Source organism: Paenibacillus chitinolyticus NBRC 15660 (genome assembly GCF_000739915.1).
GTDB lineage: Bacteria > Bacillota > Bacilli > Paenibacillales > NBRC-103111 > Paenibacillus_F > Paenibacillus_F chitinolyticus.
In genome coordinates this window covers 64,901-81,154 of sequence record NZ_BBJT01000008.1, presented here as the reverse complement: position 1 = coordinate 81,154, position 16,254 = coordinate 64,901, and the positions used below count along the sequence as shown (strand labels likewise).

The following is a 16,254-nucleotide window of genomic DNA, read 5'->3' as shown; positions in this document are numbered from 1 at the left end:
ACAGGACAAACGGAGGAATGAACAGGATGAGTTTGACAAGATGCGCCAATGGACACATGTTCAGCACCAGAAAGCATGGCAATACGTGCCCTTACTGCAGCATTGTGGTCGAGCCGCCGGCTTCACGGGCCGAGGAATCAAGGGCCCAGAGAGTGCAGGAAGACGATAAAACGATGCCGTTTCTGGGCGAGACGACCGGCATTGAACCGGTTGCGGGATGGCTGGTTTGCATCGAAGGGCCTCAAATGGGACAAGATTACCGCATTATGGCCGAGAAAAATTTTATCGGCCGCTCGGAAGAAATGCACATCCGGATTATCGGAGACAACACGATTTCCAGACGGAACCACGCGGTCATTGTCTATGACCCTAAGAAGCGGAACTTTTACCTGCTGCCCGGAGATGCGTCGGGCTTGGCGTACCACAATAACGAGGCGGTTTATTCGCCGGTGGAATTAACCGCTTATGATCTGCTCCAGCTCGGGCGGAGCAAATTTGTTTTCATTCCGCTGTGCGGAGCCCATTTCGAGTGGAATAATACGGCCGCTGCGGGGATCGGCTAATGCCGGCGGGATCAGACGGAACACCGTATCTGATTGTCGGGGCCGCCATTCTTCTCATTCTGCTGATGCTGTATGTACGGAGCCGGCTGAATAAGCGGAAGCCCGAAGTGCCCGGGGTACGGATAGGGAACGGACAGACCATCGGAGCCAGGAACGAGCAGGACGATTATTTCGCCAGCACTACGACGTCCATCGGAACTTTGGCCGTACTGGCAGACGGAATCAGCGGACTGGCGAACGGCAGAATGTGCAGTACACTTGCGGTGTCCACGTTCTTGAAAAATTTTTTGAATGTGGAACATGTGCGGCATATCCCTTATTTTCTCAGCGAAACGGCTCGCAGGGTGAATTCCGAGATAGTCGAACAGCTTAGAGGGGCTCAAGGCGGTACGACTCTAGTGGCGGGAATCCTTAACGGGGATCACCTGTATTGGGGCGCTGTCGGTGACAGTGTGATTCTGATTTACCGGCAGGGGGAGTTTCTTCCTGTTAACCCCAAACATACGTATGGGAACGTATTGGAGCAGAAATATTTGTCGGGTGAAATTACAAAGGATGAAATGGAAGCTAATCCCAAGAGAAGACAACTGGTCAACTACCTCGGGTATGAGCAGTTTCAGAACATGGAAATCAGTGAGACCCCGTTCCGGCTAAAGACAGGGGACAAAATCATTTTCTGCAGCGACGGAGTGTATAACACGTTAACAGAGGTTGAGATGGAGCAAATCTTGACAGGCAGCGGTTCGCCGGAGGAATCCGCACAGGGCATGATCGACGCGATTGAAGCCAAGGGGCTTCATAAGCAGGATAATGCGACGGTCATCATTCTGGAGAAGGGCTGACAGTGCCGGATGAAGGAAACCGGTTTTGACAAAAGGGAGCGGGGGGACGAATGAGAAAAGAAAACAGCGATTTCAAGACCGGTTTCGTTACCGAAGCGGGGACCTTTGTGCAGAACAGGGATTACTTTGCCTTTGTCGAGCTTGAAGATATGGCTTGCTGGGTGCTGGCGGACGGTCTTGATTCGGACAGCGAGGTAAACAGTGCGGAAATGGTTGTCCGCAGTATTTTGTCCCGCTTTTTGAATAAGCCTACTTTGTCGGCCGCCCGGCTTAAGCGTTACATGCAGGAAGCCAGCGAATGGCTGAATGAGGAAAGCCGCCGGGTCCGCCTTAAGGCGAGCGTGCTGATCGTCGTGACGGATTACACGAGAATCGTGTGGGCCGTTGCGGGCAGTGCGCGATTGTATGTGATCCGGGGAGGCAGGCTCGCGGAACGGAGCCGGGACCAGAGCCTGGCCCAGTCCTGGGCGGATGAAGAACGTATTCCGCTTGAAGCCGTGGACCGGCATGAAGAAAGGCATAACCTGCTGAATTATGCGGGCAAACCGGATGTGTTCGAGCCGTATGTCTCTCGGAAAATGATGCTGGAAGACGGGGATGTGCTCTTGATGAGCACTCCGGGAATGTGGGAGAACGTCGCATCCGCCGAGATGGTGGACGCCGTCGAGGAAGCGAAAGGGCCGGCGGAGCTTGCGGATCTGCTGGAAGAAGTTCTTCTGAGCAGGCAAAAGCGGATGGTTCCGAACTATACGGCGGCGGCTGTTTATGCCAATAAAGTCTACAAAGAAGTGAAGGGGAAGAAGCGGAAGTGGGCTAAACGGATCGCGTTGATTCTCATTCCTCTGCTGCTGGTCGGAGGCGGAGCTTACGTGTATGCGGCCAAAGAAGCCGCGCGTAAAGCGGAAGCGGCCCAGGGCATGCTGGAGCACGGAAAGAGCGGGGACGACTATGCCGCCGAGGGGGATTATGCCAAGGCGCTCAAGGAATACAGCGAAGCGCGCAGCGATTCCCAGAAGATCAAAGATAAGGTACACACCGTACTTTTCACCAAAAAACAGCGTGCCGCCCAGTATATCGTGGACGGGGACACCTTCCTGAAGGAAGGGGAATACGATAAAGCCGCGGCGAGTTTTACCAAAGCCCAGTCCGAGATCAAAAATCAGGACGATTTTAATCCTCAGCATCTGGAAGAGCGCTTAGGGCGTGTCCAGGCTTATTCGGCTGTCATGAATACGGTCAAAGAAGGGGATCAGAAGTTTACCGCTCTCGATTACATAGGCGCTCTCGAAATTTACCGGAAAGCGAAGCAGGCATCCGCGGAAGCTTCGTTCACGGACGGGGACAAGCTCATCAAAGGAAAGCTGGATGAGACTCAGGAAAAGATCGCCGGCCTCGAGAAAGAGACCAAGCTTCTTGAAGCGGACAAGCTGGACAAGAAGGGAGACCGCAGCATGGCTGCCCAGGACTACGCCGGGGCGATCACGGCTTTTGCTTCGGCCCAGGAGATTTATCAGGAAATCAAGATGCTGGAACGGGTGCTTGGTATGGAGAGGAAGATTACCAAAGCCGAGGAAAAGCAAAATCCCGTCCCGTCGGCACCGCCCCCAGCTCCTGCGGCTCAAGGGGGACAAGCTCTTCCGGGCCAAGGATCGGGGGAACATCCGTCCGGATCGAATCAGCCGGCCCAGCCGCAGACGCCGCCATCCGCAGGAGGACAATCTTCTCCTTCTTCGGCGGGGGCATCCGGGTCACCGGCCGGCGGAGAAGGGCAGGCTCGGCCCGCTAAGGGCGAAGGAGGGGATTCCACCGCATGAAGGATATTATTTTGGACCGGCTGAACAAAATGGAGGATTTGGAGCAGCGCCGTATGCTCAAGCAGTTGATGACGGGGCTTTTTCTGAATCTGGTGGACTATCAGGAGCAAATGAACCGGCAGCTGGAAAAGCGGGTTTTTGACGAGATTGAAGATTGGGAAGGCCGGTTTGATATTTATGCCAGCTTATGTTCGCGGGATGAGTGGGACCCTCTCCATGAATTTTTGTATCCCATGTGCCCGGAGGATGTGGAGAATACTTTGATTGATATGCTTCATGTCATCGAAGGGCTGAGGGACGGCAGAGAAGAGCGGCTGATCTCTCTGTTCCTGGAATGTGATTCCGTGCGTATCCGGGAATTGACGAAGAGCGGCAGGCTGTTCGACGGGCATCTCAAGACGCTTTCGGGAACCTACCCGATTAAAGTGGCGCTCCGGCCTTGCGAGAAGTACATCAAAGAGATCGAGAATCTGTATCAGATATTCCTGAAAAACGGGATTCCATGGCGGACCATCAACCATCCGTTTGCCTATAAATTTATCGACGTCGTTCTGACGGAATGCGCCGCAATACCGGGGGAAGACGAGACCGTTACGGAAATTTCAGTGAATCTGGAAGAGTTCGAAGCGTACAAGCGGACGGATCGGATTCCGCTTTGGAATATGGAACGGCTTGAGATCAAGAACAGCGGATTTCCGGTTCCCGCTTCGGACAAGGTTAATTTCGAACATGTTCTGTCACTGAGGAAAACGGGGATGGAGCATGGGTATCTGGTGGATGGGCACACGGACGATATCCGGTACATCAAACGATCCGGGGAAGAGCTGACGATCGTTTCGCCGCAGGAGAAAGCGGGAGTCTGGAACGTGCTGAAGGTTGTTCAACCGGTGGATATCCAGATCGGGAGACTTCAATACGCACTTGTCTCGAACCGCTGCGCCAGTAGTTTTGTCGGCAAGTATGCACGAAAGCAGGCTACGATTGTGCGCTCCAAAGGGGAAGTGGCGCGGATTGTGCATTCCCTTGAAGCTTCCGAATATTTGACGCTGGAGGATATCCGGATCGTGGACAAAGCCGATTCGGCGGCAGTTACGTACGAAATGAATCCTTTTATCAGTGACCAGGTCCGGGCTTCGAGCGGCAGGGCCGCGCTGTGTCTGAGCTTTCGGCCCGGCCGGTCGTTCGGAAGGGATGAATTTATAAGAAACGACTTCATGAGCTTTGTCGTGTCGGAGGTTCAAATGTACCTGCCCGAATACACATGCGAAGGGGTATGGGTTTGAATTACATATGGGATCTGTTGATCCGGGCCGAGCAGTGCGGTCTGGACAAGAAAGACATTCAATTCTCGGCCGCTTCCGTATACTCCCCGTATATGGAGCTGAGCCTGGAACATATGAACGCAAGTCACGTCGAGAAACAGGTTGAAATTAATCCGTTCTACCGTTTTGACGAGATGTTCCGGGGGATGCTTGATATTAATTACACGGAGTACCCGGAATTCAGAGGTGCCTTGTTCGATATTCTCATTCATTTTTTGGGCGAGATCGATCTGCTCCAGGGAATGAACAAAAGGGAATTTTACATTCGCTTTGTCCGCCGTGACATAGAAGCCGGGATTTTCGGGGACAAGGTGCGCCGGAACTTTCAGAAGTGCGGCAAGGAGGAGCAGGATATTGTGGCGGCAAGTGTTCTGCAGACGGTTCAGACGGGGGATGCGCTCTTTACATTGAAGCGGACAGCCCGCCTTTTGTTTCCGGGGTCCACTATCTATGCAAACTGCGAGGAAAAGAATGAGCTTCTCTTCTATATCAACCAGGAGGAGAGCGAGTCCGGCCGGGCCAAGATCAGCTTGCTGCTGGATCTGCTGCTCCCCGTCCGTTTTCATACCGAGCTGTATTGGAACCGGCATTTCGGCATATTGGGCGTAGAAGAGACTATGCGGCTGGACCGCATTGCGATGTATTGACCAGCCGTGAAGGAGGACAACGATGAACGGATACTCATACAGGCTGTATCAACATCCGGAGGATAGAATGGCCGATCCGGGCGTCGTACGCTACAGCCGCGAGGAGCTGACGGAAATGACGACGTACCAGCTCCGGACCATTTGCAGTAAAGAGAAACTGATTGAAGGGTTCGCCAATACGCTGGACCGTGAAGGTTTCATCGCCACCATCCTCAAATTCAGGGGGACGGAAGAACGCCTGTTGATCGGAGGCCCGGTTCCGGGCGGCGAAGAACGGCTGCAGACCGCGATCCGGCGCTATTTGCGTACGCCATTGGGGGAGAGGGGCACCAAAGTCCCGGCCAGAATCACACTCTACGAGGGACTTCGTCTCGATGAGCGGGACGGCTGCAGGCTGGAGGGGGCTGCCGCTTTCTCGGGGACGAACGCCCTCCTTGTAAATGAGCAGATGGAGCTGTGCGGCATACTGAATGTGGTCGAAAGTGTATCGAAGCCGGGTACATTCTGTCTGACGAGGAACCGGGACGCCTATCTGAAGCGCTCGGCCAACCGCAACTACAGCTTGCTCTTCTTCAGCCGGAACGATTCCGATTATTTGTACCGGATCTACCACCAGAACAAACCCCTCCCCCCGGTTAATCTGCATTACTGCCGCCTGCCGGCGGCCGATCTGGAAATCCGGGAGCCGGAGCTGACCGAGGCCGTATTGGCCATAGACTTCGGTACCTCCAATACGACGGCGGGGGCTTATCTCGACGGCGCCTATGTTCATACGCCATGCAGCCAGGACCTTCTGAACGGAACGGTCCGGCTCGATGCGATTAACTACGCGGCGTTCCCCGATCCGGCCGCCCCGAACGGTCAATGGATCGAGCTTCTGCCGACGGTCGTCCGCGTGGCGGATTGTTCCGATCCTTCGCATATCCGGTATCAGTTCGGACACGAAGCCCTTCTATACCGGAAGAAGCTCGGATCCGGCACGCAGGCGACCGTATTTCACGGGATCAAACGGTGGGTGAATGATTACGCGAGATCCGAAGAAGTAAGCGATGCGAGCGGCAACAGCACGCATGTGCGCAGAAGCGACATTATCCGCGCCTATCTCGCTTATATTATCGGAACCGCCGAGCATCAGTTCAAATGCCGCTTCCGGAATTTGCACATGTCCAGCCCGGTCAAGCTGAAAGCCCAGTTTCTAGACATGTATGCGGAAATTTTGCCGGAATACCGCCTGGAAACGGAAGATTCGCTGGATGAAGGGATGGCTGTCCTTTATAACACGATCGCGGACCGCTTCCAGCAGAACCGTTTTGAAGACGGAGAAACCTACAAAGCTCTTGTGATCGATTGCGGCGGCGGCACGACGGACCTGTCTTCCTGCCGGTTCCGTATTGAGGACGGCCATATGTCTTACAGGCTTGACGTTCAGACCACGTATGAGAACGGCGACACCAACTTTGGGGGCAATAACCTGACTTACCGCATCATGCAGTATATGAAAATCGTGTTCGCCGAGTATTACAGCTGCGGAGAAACGGTGACGGACATCGACAGTCTTATCGGGATTCCGAGCGGAGATGTTTTCCGGCATGTCGATGAGTTTGGGGTGGCGTCGGTATACGAACGGCTGGAAGAACGGTACAGGGAAGCGGAGCTGCTGCTTCCTACCCGTTTCCGGGAGTATGGCAGCCATACGCGGGAGGATTACAACCGGGTTCGCAACAATTCTCATTTCCTGTGGGAAATGGCGGAGAACATGAAGACGGAATTTTTCCGCAAAACCGGCATCTTGAGGAACCGGTTTCACTCCGGCAGCGGAGATGTCCGCGAGCACGACCTCAAAATCACGGGAGTGGACCGGTGGTATTTGTCCGTGCGCGAGCAGGGAAGGTTCAAGGACCGGTATGAATTCCCGGATGTGGTATTTACCATTCAGGAAATTAATCATTTGATCAAAGCGGATATTTATGAAATTGTGCGCAAGTTTCTGGAAGATTTCTACCAGAGCGGCGAGCTGCAGACTTATTCCATCATCAAGCTGACGGGCCAGTCCTGCCGGATCGATGTTTTTCGGGAAGCGCTGAAAGAATTTGTCCCCGGCAGAACCATTCAATTTACGCAAAAGGCGGGAGAGACCGATCGGGTGCCGGATTTGAAGCTGGCTTGTCTGAGAGGCGCTATCCGTTATCTGGGGGACAAAAAGGCCGGAATCATCCAGACTCATGTGACGCATCAGGCCGCCGTTATCCCTTACGCGGTCACGGCTTATACGCACAGCCGCAGCGAAAAGGTGCTGATCAGCACACTGGATCGCGTCAATACCGCGCAAGGCTCGATTTCGAGACCTTGGGGAGCCGCCGAGATCGAGTTCTGCCTCAAAGATATGAACGGAAAGCTCCGGCAGAAATACAGCTATCCGAGCCGGCCCGACAGTTTCCAACCCGTGCTTTATGAAGATATCGCGGAGACATACGGCCGCAACATACCTCAGGACGAGACCGATTCCATCGTCAATGAAGAAGTGAAATTTTTCGTCTTCGGAGGGGGTCAAAATTGGGGGTTCCACGTAGTGCCGGTAGCGCGCCGCCGGGAACAGCTGTATTTGGGCGCCAAACGATTTTTTGCCTTTGAAAATGATCTGTCGGAAATTGATTTCTTCGACGGCTTGAAGTAAGAAGCGCGGACGAAAGGGGGGTGTTCATGTTTACCCGTACCTATCCGAATTTCGCCAAAGGGCGGATTTTGAAAACAGAGATGCTTGAGAATTTGAGGGATTACCCCCACGAGCTGACGGATTTGTTTCTCAGGGATTATTCAGACGGTATCGTGGCGGGGACTGAAATCCGGGTTGGCGAAGACAGTTTGTGCATCGGCCCCGGAATAGTTAAGCACGGAGGGATGATCTACACGCTGACTCGCGAGGTTGAGCTGCCCTACGCCGCGACGGGGCGGGAAACCGTGTTAAAAATCCGGTTCTATCCGGCCGAAACCGAGGGTGACTTTACCGTCTGCCGGGCCGAGCCCGTGCTGGACGAACACGTATCCGTCTCTTCCGAAGAACTGGAGCTGGCGCGGTTCAAGCTGAAGGAAGGAGCGAGGCTGCGCTCGGACTACCGCAATTTCGCGGACTTGGCGACCGAGTACAACACGCTTAACCGGCTTCATGCACAATATGCGGGCTTCCGGCAAAGTACGCTTCATCCGGAAATTATGCGGTATTTTGCGGCGGAGTTGATGAAAAGCCGGGCTTCCGGCACCCAGGACTTTACGTTCGCCATGCAGTGCCTGAGTGTGCAGCCCGTTGACCGGGAGGCGATTCTTCATTACTTGGCGCTCCGGCTGGGCAAGGAATACAAGACCTATACCAATGTTCAGATCCATACCCATTTGACCCGGGTTCTGGAGGAAGCGGGGAGTGGAGGCCGGCCGGTAACCGGAGGCAGATTCGGGGCTCCGCAGCGGATGATCGTGGATTAATCCAGGAAGAAGAAAGGGCGGGAAGTGCCGTGGCGTTTTCGGACGAGAAGATTATTGCGATGCTGAACAAGATGGAAGAATCCCAAAAAACAAACACCATTGAAGAAGGGCCTGTACGGATCGGACAACGTTTTTACGAGTTTGAGCAGCAGGCTTTTTACGATGACAAGCTTCTGGTATTTATTCCGAAAGATTTCACAGACATGCCCGAAGCATTAAGTGCCATCAAATACCCTCATTCCCAGCGGCCGGAAACGATCAAAACCAATGAGGACGGCAGCATCAATATTACGCTTAACCGGATCGATCAAGACCTGGAGGAGGGATGGGTCGAGGAATTGACTCAGGGGATGAAAACGATCCTTAAAAAAGTGAATCCCTCCAACGTGTTTTTTACGGACGGTGTCGAGGAAATCCACGGAAAACAGGTCGGCTATTTCGAATTCAAGAGTCCGGCGCTGGATGCTTTTCTCTATAATCTGATGTTTTTTCTGGAGCTGGGAGGCAAGACCCTTATGGGAACTTTCAGCTGCAAATACGACGAGTATGAGGCTTGGAGGGACGTAGCTTTTCAGATCGTGCGGGCCGTCCGGGTCGTTCAAGTCGAGGAAGGGGCGGAGCCAGCATGAGCCAAACGGTGTTTTCATTTGCCGACATTTCCGTTGCGCCGTACAAATTCGAGAGGATTATGGACCTCCATCTGGACAAAGCAGTCAATGAGCATGCCAAGCTGACGATCAGCGGGATCGTTCCGGAAGAGATGCTGGACCGGTACGTGGAGCAGGCCGATGAGAATGAACAGATTGCCGTTTCGGTGCGTGACGGTGAGCGTACGACCGTTATTTTCCAAGGAATCGTAACGAATATGGCCGTAAAGGCTGTACACAATGTCCGCACGCTAACCATCGAAGCCCAAAGCTCGACACTGCTGATGGACATCCGGAAGGTCACCCGTTCTTTTCAAAATAAGCAGATGACCTATCGCGGGCTGTTAGATCGCATCGCGGGTTCTTATCCGAATTCGGACGTTGTCGTGGAGGCTGCCGGAGGAACAAGCATTGGCGGACTGGTCGTCCAATACAAGGAAACGGACTGGGAATTCGCCAGGAGACTGGCTTCCCGTCTGCATCTGCCTCTGATTCCGCTCTGTTCGCAGAAGGGCATGAAATGCTATGTCGGCGTGCCGGACCTGGGAGAGCCCCATAAGGTCGACGCCTACAACTACAGCATCCGCAAAAATTTGAAGGACTTCAAGCGGAAGTCAGAGAACGGCGTCTCCGGTATCGACGAACAGAACAGCATCAGCTACGAGGTCAGCAGCAGCTCGATTTTGGAGCTGGGCAGTCCGGTTGCGTTTCAGCAGAGGAAGCTGTATGTATACCGGGCCAGCACGCGGATGGAAGGCGGCACGCTGACCAGCCGGTATGAATTAAGAGACAAGCAGGGCTTTAGCTGCCCGACATTGTATGCCTATAAGCTGGCCGGGACCTCACTGTTCGGGTCGATCAAGGACGTATCCAAAGACAAGGTGAAGGTCAAGCTTCATATCGACGGGAAATCATCTTCCGATGAATCCTTGTGGTTCCCGTACTCGACGGTCTATTCGTCTCCCGACGGCAGCGGCTGGTACTGCATGCCCGAGGTCGGGGACGAGGTCAGGCTGTACTTCCCGGATGAGCAGGAGAAGAACGCTTATGCCGCCAGTTCCGTGGATACCGATTCCTCCGATCCCCAGAAGCGCAGCGATCCCTCGGTTAAGAGCATCAGCACCAAATACGGCAAGCAAATTGTATTCAAGCCCGGCTCCGTTGAAATCATCGGCAGCGGCAGCCTCTTGATGCGGCTTACGGACGACGGCGGGATCGAGATCAACAGCCACAAAAAAATATCCATATCGGCGATGGAAGACATCGAGATTACCGGGGGTGGCAAGGTTCTCATTCAAGGGGAAGAAGGCATTGACCTGAAGCAGGCCGATGCAAGCCTGAGCATCATGGATGAAGTCAAAATCAGCGGCGCCAAGGTCAACATCGAATGAGCAGACGGATGGATAAAGAGGCGGCGCTGGAGGACTTCCTGGAGAAGCATATATTCGGCAAGTGGCAGGAAGATCTGATGACGGTTGATGCCGTCTATCAAGAACACCGGCAGCGCATAGAAGAGGAGTTTCTTGCCGCTTTCGATGCGGTTTGCGGACAAGCGGCCGAGCTTCAAGCCAAAGGATGTAAGGGAGCTATCCGGTACATCTACTTTTCCCTTATGCGGACAAGCGTAATGGAGAACAGCCCTTGTTACCGGATTGAAGCTTACGATGAGAACTGGTTGACGGATACGGCGGATTGCCGGTCGGAGTGGAGGGCGGATTTTATATTTGCTCCGTTATTCCGGCGCATGGAAGAGCTGGAGGAGACGAAGAAATCTTATGTAAGGCGTGTCACTTCCGCAGATTTGGACCGCATCAAGCAGATCGAAGCCGTGAAATATCATCTGCTGACCGTGGAATTTATGAGGAATATGGTGCCGCAGCTTCTTGTCTGCAAGAACTATCAACAGATGGATAAGTTTCCGGAAATCGCCTTGCTGGCCGGGGAATACCGGGATGAGTGCCAGCTTCTGCACGGTTCGCTGGAATCGAAAAGCGGCGCAAGCGGGGAGGCTCTTAGCGGATGATGGATTACTTTGTGCTGAAGCAGGACGAGCGCTGTACGGACGCGCCGGTTCTTCTTGATGTGAGAAGCCGGATCGATCTCAGGGATATTCGCCCGGATAGAGCGCACCGGATTGCCGACACGGTTGTGATGCAGGTAAAGTCCACCCCGGAAACGGAGTACCCGGATGTGCTGGACGGGCAGTTGTATCTGATCTCCGACCGGCTGAAACGAATCGCGGCCGCTTATGAACCGGATTTGCCGGTCAAGCTCATTCCCCTGATGGACAGAGTCCAGCGGAAGCAGAGCAATTACTATCTGCCTCTTTTTGAAGAGGCGGAGGTATTGAGCCCCTCCAGTGAGCTCAACCGGGACGGAACCGTGGTCAAAAAGCTGGTCCTTCAGAGAAGTAAGCTGGCGGGACGCAAAATTTTCAAGATCAAAGAAAGCGCCAAGTCGTTGATCATCGTCCGTCTGGATGTTGCCGAAAGCCTGCTGCGAAGAGATTTCGCCGGAATCCGGCTGGAGCGCGCGGCGGTAGAAGAAGATACGAAACTTGAGATAACCGAAAATTATTCATAGAAAGCGGGTTTTTGGAACCATGTACATCTCAATTGTAAGAAAAATGACAGAAAAAATGCTCAATCCCATGTTTGGACCCGCGAAAAGAAACTCCGCGGGAGACCTGAAACTGGTCAGATTGGGAATGTTTCGCTGGCTGGTGAGCCTTGGTTTTTTATGTGCGGTAAGTGCTCTGCTTCTGATGCCGTCTATGGAGATGGATGCGGAAGAAAGCGGGCAGTTCATAGCGATTATCGGGGCGTGTGCGTTCATTCTCGGATTCCTTGCTATTTTCCTGCTGTTGTCTAAAACGGTCGTGACCGATCATGAAGTACGTTCTCATAGCTGGTTCGCAAGTAAAACGATCTCCTTTTCGGATATTGAGAAAGTCGGTTACTCCCGCTTTTTCGGCGGCCGGTTTATTTTGCAGGGGACGAGCCAAGCCGTCAAGGTTCCCATAATGAGCGTGGGATCCGCGGAATTTGTGGACAAGCTGAGCGAGAAGCTCGGCAGGGAACGGGCCGGGGCGGCTGTAGAGGCCTTAGCCAAGCAAAAGCAACAGATAGAACGGTTATAAATCATGTTGACCGAGGAGGCGGCGCGTCATGACAGGACCCCGGTATGTGGTCAGGGGAGCGTACATTCAATGCCAGTGCGGAACCCATAAAAGGCACATCAATCTGCCTAACAGCCACGGCTCTTACGTGAACGAGAAACCTATGATGAATGAAGAGGACTATAAGCCGGATAATATTTCCCATTTCGGTATTTGTATAAGTCCGCTCAATCAGAGCGGGGAAACGATTTATTTGATCAGCGAGAGCGGGGAGACCATTTCCGGGAAACCGTGTCTGCCGTCTATTTTGGCCAAATGGACCTACTCCAAAGAAACTACAAAGGTGGCCGGCAAACCGGCCTTAACGACAGACTCCGAGCTGCACTGCGAGTTACAAGGGGTCATTAAATTCTTAAACGACGGACAGCATGACAATTAATCCGATCGGAGGCTGACGGAGTATGATAGGGTACGACCAAATCAGAGTAACATCTCCCTACCGGATGAAGCGGATTGATCATGTGGAGATTACCTGGAAGCCGGGCGAGCATGGGCGGATGAAACTGCGCGGCATCGTAGATGATGCGGATCATGTCGGTGCGGTACTCGAAGCTTCCTTGAAGGATGAAATACAAGTATTTGAAAACGGCGAAGATGGGGAAGAGCCTATCTTCAAAGGTTTAATCACGGACGTTCAGGCCGTGTTTACCCAGGGTGTATACACCCTCGAAATCGAGGCGCTGGCCGGCAGCTATCTGCTGGATGTCCGCAGGAAACGGCGTTCTTTTCAGCAGGCGGATATGGATTATCCCGCTCTGATTGCCGCCATCCTGGCGGATTATCCCGGCCACGATGTAATTTGCGAAGCGGGTGCGGGCGTGCCTATCGGCGCTCCGGTTATCCAGTACGATGAAACGGACTGGGAGCTGCTTAAGCGGCTGGCGAGCCGTTTTCACACGGTGCTGATCAGCGATATTTGGAGCGTTCAGCCCAAATTCAGTTTCGGCATCCCGAAGCTCAAAAGCCGTACGCTGCCTTCCGATACGTCCTACAAAGCCTTTAAGGATTTGCTGGCGTATCAGAAAGCGGGCGGCAGCGGAGCGGGGCTGCACGATACGGATTTTTTCGGCTATGAGTTCGAAAGCGGCATCCGCTATGCCATTGGGGAAGAGCTTCGCTTCAAGGACAAGCCGATGCGGGTCAGTGAGGCGTCCGGCCGGATGGAAGCGGGGCAGTTGAAATACACGTACCGCCTCTCACGTCTGGAAGGCATGTACCAGCCGAGCCTGCATAACGACAAGCTGACCGGTATCTCGCTGGAGGGCAAGGTGCTCGACGTGAAAGGGGAGCTCGTCAAGCTTCACCTGACGATCGACAAGGAGCAGCCGAAAACCTCGGCGCACTGGTTCGCATTTGCGCCGCCGACAGGCAGTGCCATGTACTGCATGCCGAAGGCCGGCACCGATGCGAGCCTGTATTTGCCCGACGACAGCTGCAGCAATGCGAAAGTGCTCGACTGCGTGCGCAAGAACGGAGACAGCTGCGCCAAGACGGGCAATCCGAGCAACCGGTATTTCGGCACGGAGCACGGAAGCGAAGTCGAGCTGACGCCGACGGCCGTCAACGTGGCAGGCGGCAGCAAAGAGCCGCTGAAGCTGAGCTTTGACGATGCGAGCGGCGTCACCATTACGAGCCACAAGAAGCTGACGCTGAATGCCGGAGAGGACATCTCGCTGTATACGCCCAAACGGATCGTGATCAAGGCAACGAGCCAGTTGATGGCGAAGAAGCTGGCGGCGCAGAGCGGATTTGCCATTGAAGGCGAGTACCACTTCCTCAGCGAGAACGTACTTGCGGAGGGAAGGGACCAGACTTCGTACCCGTCGTACAACGATGAGCCGCAGAAGGGGACGCCACCACCTCCGCCACCTCCGCCGCCGGAGAAGAAGTTCAGTTGGGGTGGCTTACTTATAGCCGCTGTTGCAGTTGTGGCGGTTGTGGCCGTCGTTGCTCTATCCGTTGCAACCTTCGGTGCGGGAGCTGTTCTTGCGGGAGCAGCGATAGGTGCTGTTATTGGAGCAGTTGGAGCAGTAGCAAGTACTGCTGCTTCCGACATTGCTAAAGGTGAGTTCAGTGGCGTTGGCGATTACCTTTTTAATGCCTTAAAGGGAGCTACAGTAGGAGCTGTATGTGGTGCGATATTCGGTCCTTTTGGAGGCCTTGGGGGAGCCGGAGGGTCGCTATTGCCACAGACTGGCGGACAGGTCGCGCAAAAGCTTGGGGCCATGCTATTTATAGGCGGTGTAGATAATTATACAGGCTATGTGGCATCTGAACTTATGGAGGGCCGGGAGCCAACCTTAGCAGGAGGTATGGGCGCATTTAAAGACGGGGTCCTGTTTGGCGGTATTTTTGCAGCGGCTGGGCCAACTGTTAAGTGGGTCAAGGATGGTGCTCTTTCAGTTGGAACAAAATTGTACCTAAAGATGGACGATTTGGCCCAAGCAGCAAGTAATCTCGGAAAAAAGTATTTGCAAGAAGCCAAGAGTTATATAGACGGACTCAGCGGCATTTCGTTTGGACAGAGACAACCAGCGTTAGTTGGCATCGGCTCAACACCCAATATTCAATTATCCAAAGCAGAACAAGGTCCAAAACCTTATTATTCGGACACACACGAAAATTACAAGGCCTACATGAAGGAAACGCAGGATAAGGCGGCGAAAGAAGCAACAGCCGTTAAGTCTGAGGGGACGGGTAGTGTTGAGGACAAGCTAAAATTATCTGATAAAGCAAGAGAATTAATGCAAAAAGGACACTACAGTCAAGCGATGGATAGACATTATGAAGACTTGGTAAGAAAGAAAACCGGTGGTAAAGAAGTGATCTACGGAGAAAAGGGCAGAGAAAGGGAACTTGATAGTGTTACTAAAGATGCAGTAATTGAGACTAAGAGGTCGATGTCTGCTGTCACCAAGCCCGATAATTTTATAAATAAGAAGATGAAACAGCAACTTAAAGCTACAATACAATATGCAGAAGAACATGGATTAAGAGTAGAGTATTGGTTCAAATATGGTGTACATCCTAAAATTCGTAAATATTTAGAAGAGAAAGGCGTCATAGTAAAAACAGGTATGGGGGATTGACATGGGGAAATATATTTCAATTAGAGGTTGGTTTGAATGTGAAGAACACGATGTTAGTAAAGTAAAAGAAATATGTAGGGAATTTACCGAAAATTATAGTGATACTGAATTAAATTATAACACACGGAAATTGTACCAATCAGGGTGGGTTTTCCCTGAAAACCAAGTAAATTGGACTACGTATATCTTTTATGGGGCAGATATAAGAGAGTATCACTTAGATTTTATTAAGGAGCAAATTTCTAAAATAGCAGTAATCCCAGAAATAACGGGATATTTTTTGATTGATGATCATGAAGGTGAAAAAAAAATATGTTGGCAAGTATTTGATGGACATTTTGTAGAAACTGAGCAGATAAACATACTATTTAATAACTAGATTTGTTTTTTGTGTATGTGTTTATACCCTAACAACAAAATCACAGACTACAACCAGCCAAGCCACAATGCGAGATAGCGGTCCGTATTGTGGTCTTCTTTTGCTCTTGTTTCAACTCCTACCCAGTGCCGAATGAAGGTGGAGGCTGGGTCCAAGAGACATAACTCAAGTCAAATTTTTATAAAGATTTCGTCATTTTGTTTGTACTCACATTGCTTGAAGTTTATACCCTAAGTTACTCTGTTACATTGAACAGATCAATTATGGTTAGATACCACCATGATTGACCTGTTTTT

15 protein-coding genes are annotated in these 16,254 nt (G+C 52.5%); all 15 read left to right on the top strand.

All coding sequences use genetic code 11. The annotated features are described in order from the left end of the window. Positions 1-26: 26 nt before the first annotated feature. Complete coding sequence (locus PCH01S_RS19345) at positions 27-563, top strand: FHA domain-containing protein (protein WP_042232067.1); 537 nt, start codon at positions 27-29, stop codon at positions 561-563. Next, positions 563-1,405 carry a PP2C family protein-serine/threonine phosphatase gene (locus PCH01S_RS19340; RefSeq protein WP_042232064.1) on the top strand — a complete coding sequence of 281 codons (843 nt, stop codon included), beginning with the start codon at positions 563-565 and terminating at the stop codon, positions 1,403-1,405. Before PCH01S_RS19345 ends, PCH01S_RS19340 begins: the two co-directional genes overlap by 1 nt. 50 nt (positions 1,406-1,455) lie before the next feature. Further along, on the top strand, positions 1,456-3,219 hold the full coding sequence (locus PCH01S_RS19335; RefSeq protein WP_042232061.1) for a PP2C family protein-serine/threonine phosphatase: 1,764 nt from the start codon (positions 1,456-1,458) through the stop codon (positions 3,217-3,219). Beyond that, positions 3,216-4,502, top strand: coding sequence for a hypothetical protein (locus tag PCH01S_RS19330; RefSeq protein WP_042232059.1), 1,287 nt, complete (start codon positions 3,216-3,218; stop codon positions 4,500-4,502). Before PCH01S_RS19335 ends, PCH01S_RS19330 begins: the two co-directional genes overlap by 4 nt. Further along, positions 4,493-5,188, top strand: coding sequence for an iron-dependent peroxidase (locus PCH01S_RS19325; RefSeq protein WP_174446831.1), 696 nt, complete (start codon positions 4,493-4,495; stop codon positions 5,186-5,188). Before PCH01S_RS19330 ends, PCH01S_RS19325 begins: the two co-directional genes overlap by 10 nt. A 22-nt stretch (positions 5,189-5,210) precedes the next feature. After that, positions 5,211-7,862: an Hsp70 family protein gene (locus PCH01S_RS19320; protein ID WP_042232055.1), complete on the top strand. Its 2,652-nt coding sequence runs from the start codon at positions 5,211-5,213 to the stop codon at positions 7,860-7,862. Between the two features lie 26 nt (positions 7,863-7,888). Continuing rightward, positions 7,889-8,665, top strand: a complete 777-nt coding sequence (locus tag PCH01S_RS19315; protein WP_042232052.1) for a hypothetical protein — start codon at positions 7,889-7,891, stop codon at positions 8,663-8,665. A 29-nt stretch (positions 8,666-8,694) separates the two neighbouring features. Next, a complete protein-coding gene (locus tag PCH01S_RS19310) occupies positions 8,695-9,294 on the top strand; it encodes a hypothetical protein (RefSeq protein ID WP_042232050.1) in 600 nt (199 codons plus the stop codon). Next, on the top strand, positions 9,291-10,703 hold the full coding sequence (locus PCH01S_RS19305) for a contractile injection system protein, VgrG/Pvc8 family (protein ID WP_042232047.1): 1,413 nt from the start codon (positions 9,291-9,293) through the stop codon (positions 10,701-10,703). Before PCH01S_RS19310 ends, PCH01S_RS19305 begins: the two co-directional genes overlap by 4 nt. Further along, positions 10,700-11,335, top strand: a complete 636-nt coding sequence (locus tag PCH01S_RS19300; protein WP_042232044.1) for a hypothetical protein — start codon at positions 10,700-10,702, stop codon at positions 11,333-11,335. The genes PCH01S_RS19305 and PCH01S_RS19300 overlap by 4 nt, the downstream gene beginning before the upstream one ends. Further along, positions 11,332-11,895 (top strand): hypothetical protein, encoded by a 564-nt coding sequence (locus PCH01S_RS19295; protein WP_042232041.1) that lies wholly within the window; start codon positions 11,332-11,334, stop codon positions 11,893-11,895. Before PCH01S_RS19300 ends, PCH01S_RS19295 begins: the two co-directional genes overlap by 4 nt. Positions 11,896-12,019: 124 nt before the next feature. Next, a complete protein-coding gene (locus tag PCH01S_RS19290; protein WP_241688785.1) occupies positions 12,020-12,451 on the top strand; it encodes a hypothetical protein in 432 nt (143 codons plus the stop codon). A 28-nt stretch (positions 12,452-12,479) separates the two neighbouring features. Next, positions 12,480-12,869 carry a DUF4280 domain-containing protein gene (locus PCH01S_RS19285; RefSeq protein WP_042232037.1) on the top strand — a complete coding sequence of 130 codons (390 nt, stop codon included), beginning with the start codon at positions 12,480-12,482 and terminating at the stop codon, positions 12,867-12,869. 22 nt (positions 12,870-12,891) lie between these two features. Further along, positions 12,892-15,579, top strand: a complete 2,688-nt coding sequence (locus tag PCH01S_RS19280; protein WP_084706651.1) for a restriction endonuclease fold toxin — start codon at positions 12,892-12,894, stop codon at positions 15,577-15,579. A 1-nt stretch (position 15,580) separates the two neighbouring features. Continuing rightward, positions 15,581-15,958 carry a hypothetical protein gene (locus tag PCH01S_RS19275; protein ID WP_042232034.1) on the top strand — a complete coding sequence of 126 codons (378 nt, stop codon included), beginning with the start codon at positions 15,581-15,583 and terminating at the stop codon, positions 15,956-15,958. Positions 15,959-16,254: the final 296 nt, after the last annotated feature.

What these genes read in the sequence shown, in the direction of transcription:
- PCH01S_RS19315 (WP_042232052.1), top strand. Translation starts at nt 7,889, where the DNA reads ATGTTTACCCGTACCTATCCGAATTTCGCCAAAGGGCGGATTTTGAAA.
- PCH01S_RS19280 (WP_084706651.1), top strand. Translation starts at nt 12,892, where the DNA reads ATGATAGGGTACGACCAAATCAGAGTAACATCTCCCTACCGGATGAAG.
- PCH01S_RS19285 (WP_042232037.1), top strand. Translation starts at nt 12,480, where the DNA reads ATGACAGGACCCCGGTATGTGGTCAGGGGAGCGTACATTCAATGCCAG.
- PCH01S_RS19325 (WP_174446831.1), top strand. Translation starts at nt 4,493, where the DNA reads ATGGGTTTGAATTACATATGGGATCTGTTGATCCGGGCCGAGCAGTGC.
- PCH01S_RS19340 (WP_042232064.1), top strand. Translation starts at nt 563, where the DNA reads ATGCCGGCGGGATCAGACGGAACACCGTATCTGATTGTCGGGGCCGCC.
- PCH01S_RS19290 (WP_241688785.1), top strand. Translation starts at nt 12,020, where the DNA reads ATGTTTCGCTGGCTGGTGAGCCTTGGTTTTTTATGTGCGGTAAGTGCT.
- PCH01S_RS19335 (WP_042232061.1), top strand. Translation starts at nt 1,456, where the DNA reads ATGAGAAAAGAAAACAGCGATTTCAAGACCGGTTTCGTTACCGAAGCG.
- PCH01S_RS19320 (WP_042232055.1), top strand. Translation starts at nt 5,211, where the DNA reads ATGAACGGATACTCATACAGGCTGTATCAACATCCGGAGGATAGAATG.
- PCH01S_RS19300 (WP_042232044.1), top strand. Translation starts at nt 10,700, where the DNA reads ATGAGCAGACGGATGGATAAAGAGGCGGCGCTGGAGGACTTCCTGGAG.
- PCH01S_RS19345 (WP_042232067.1), top strand. Translation starts at nt 27, where the DNA reads ATGAGTTTGACAAGATGCGCCAATGGACACATGTTCAGCACCAGAAAG.
- PCH01S_RS19330 (WP_042232059.1), top strand. Translation starts at nt 3,216, where the DNA reads ATGAAGGATATTATTTTGGACCGGCTGAACAAAATGGAGGATTTGGAG.
- PCH01S_RS19275 (WP_042232034.1), top strand. Translation starts at nt 15,581, where the DNA reads ATGGGGAAATATATTTCAATTAGAGGTTGGTTTGAATGTGAAGAACAC.
- PCH01S_RS19295 (WP_042232041.1), top strand. Translation starts at nt 11,332, where the DNA reads ATGATGGATTACTTTGTGCTGAAGCAGGACGAGCGCTGTACGGACGCG.
- PCH01S_RS19305 (WP_042232047.1), top strand. Translation starts at nt 9,291, where the DNA reads ATGAGCCAAACGGTGTTTTCATTTGCCGACATTTCCGTTGCGCCGTAC.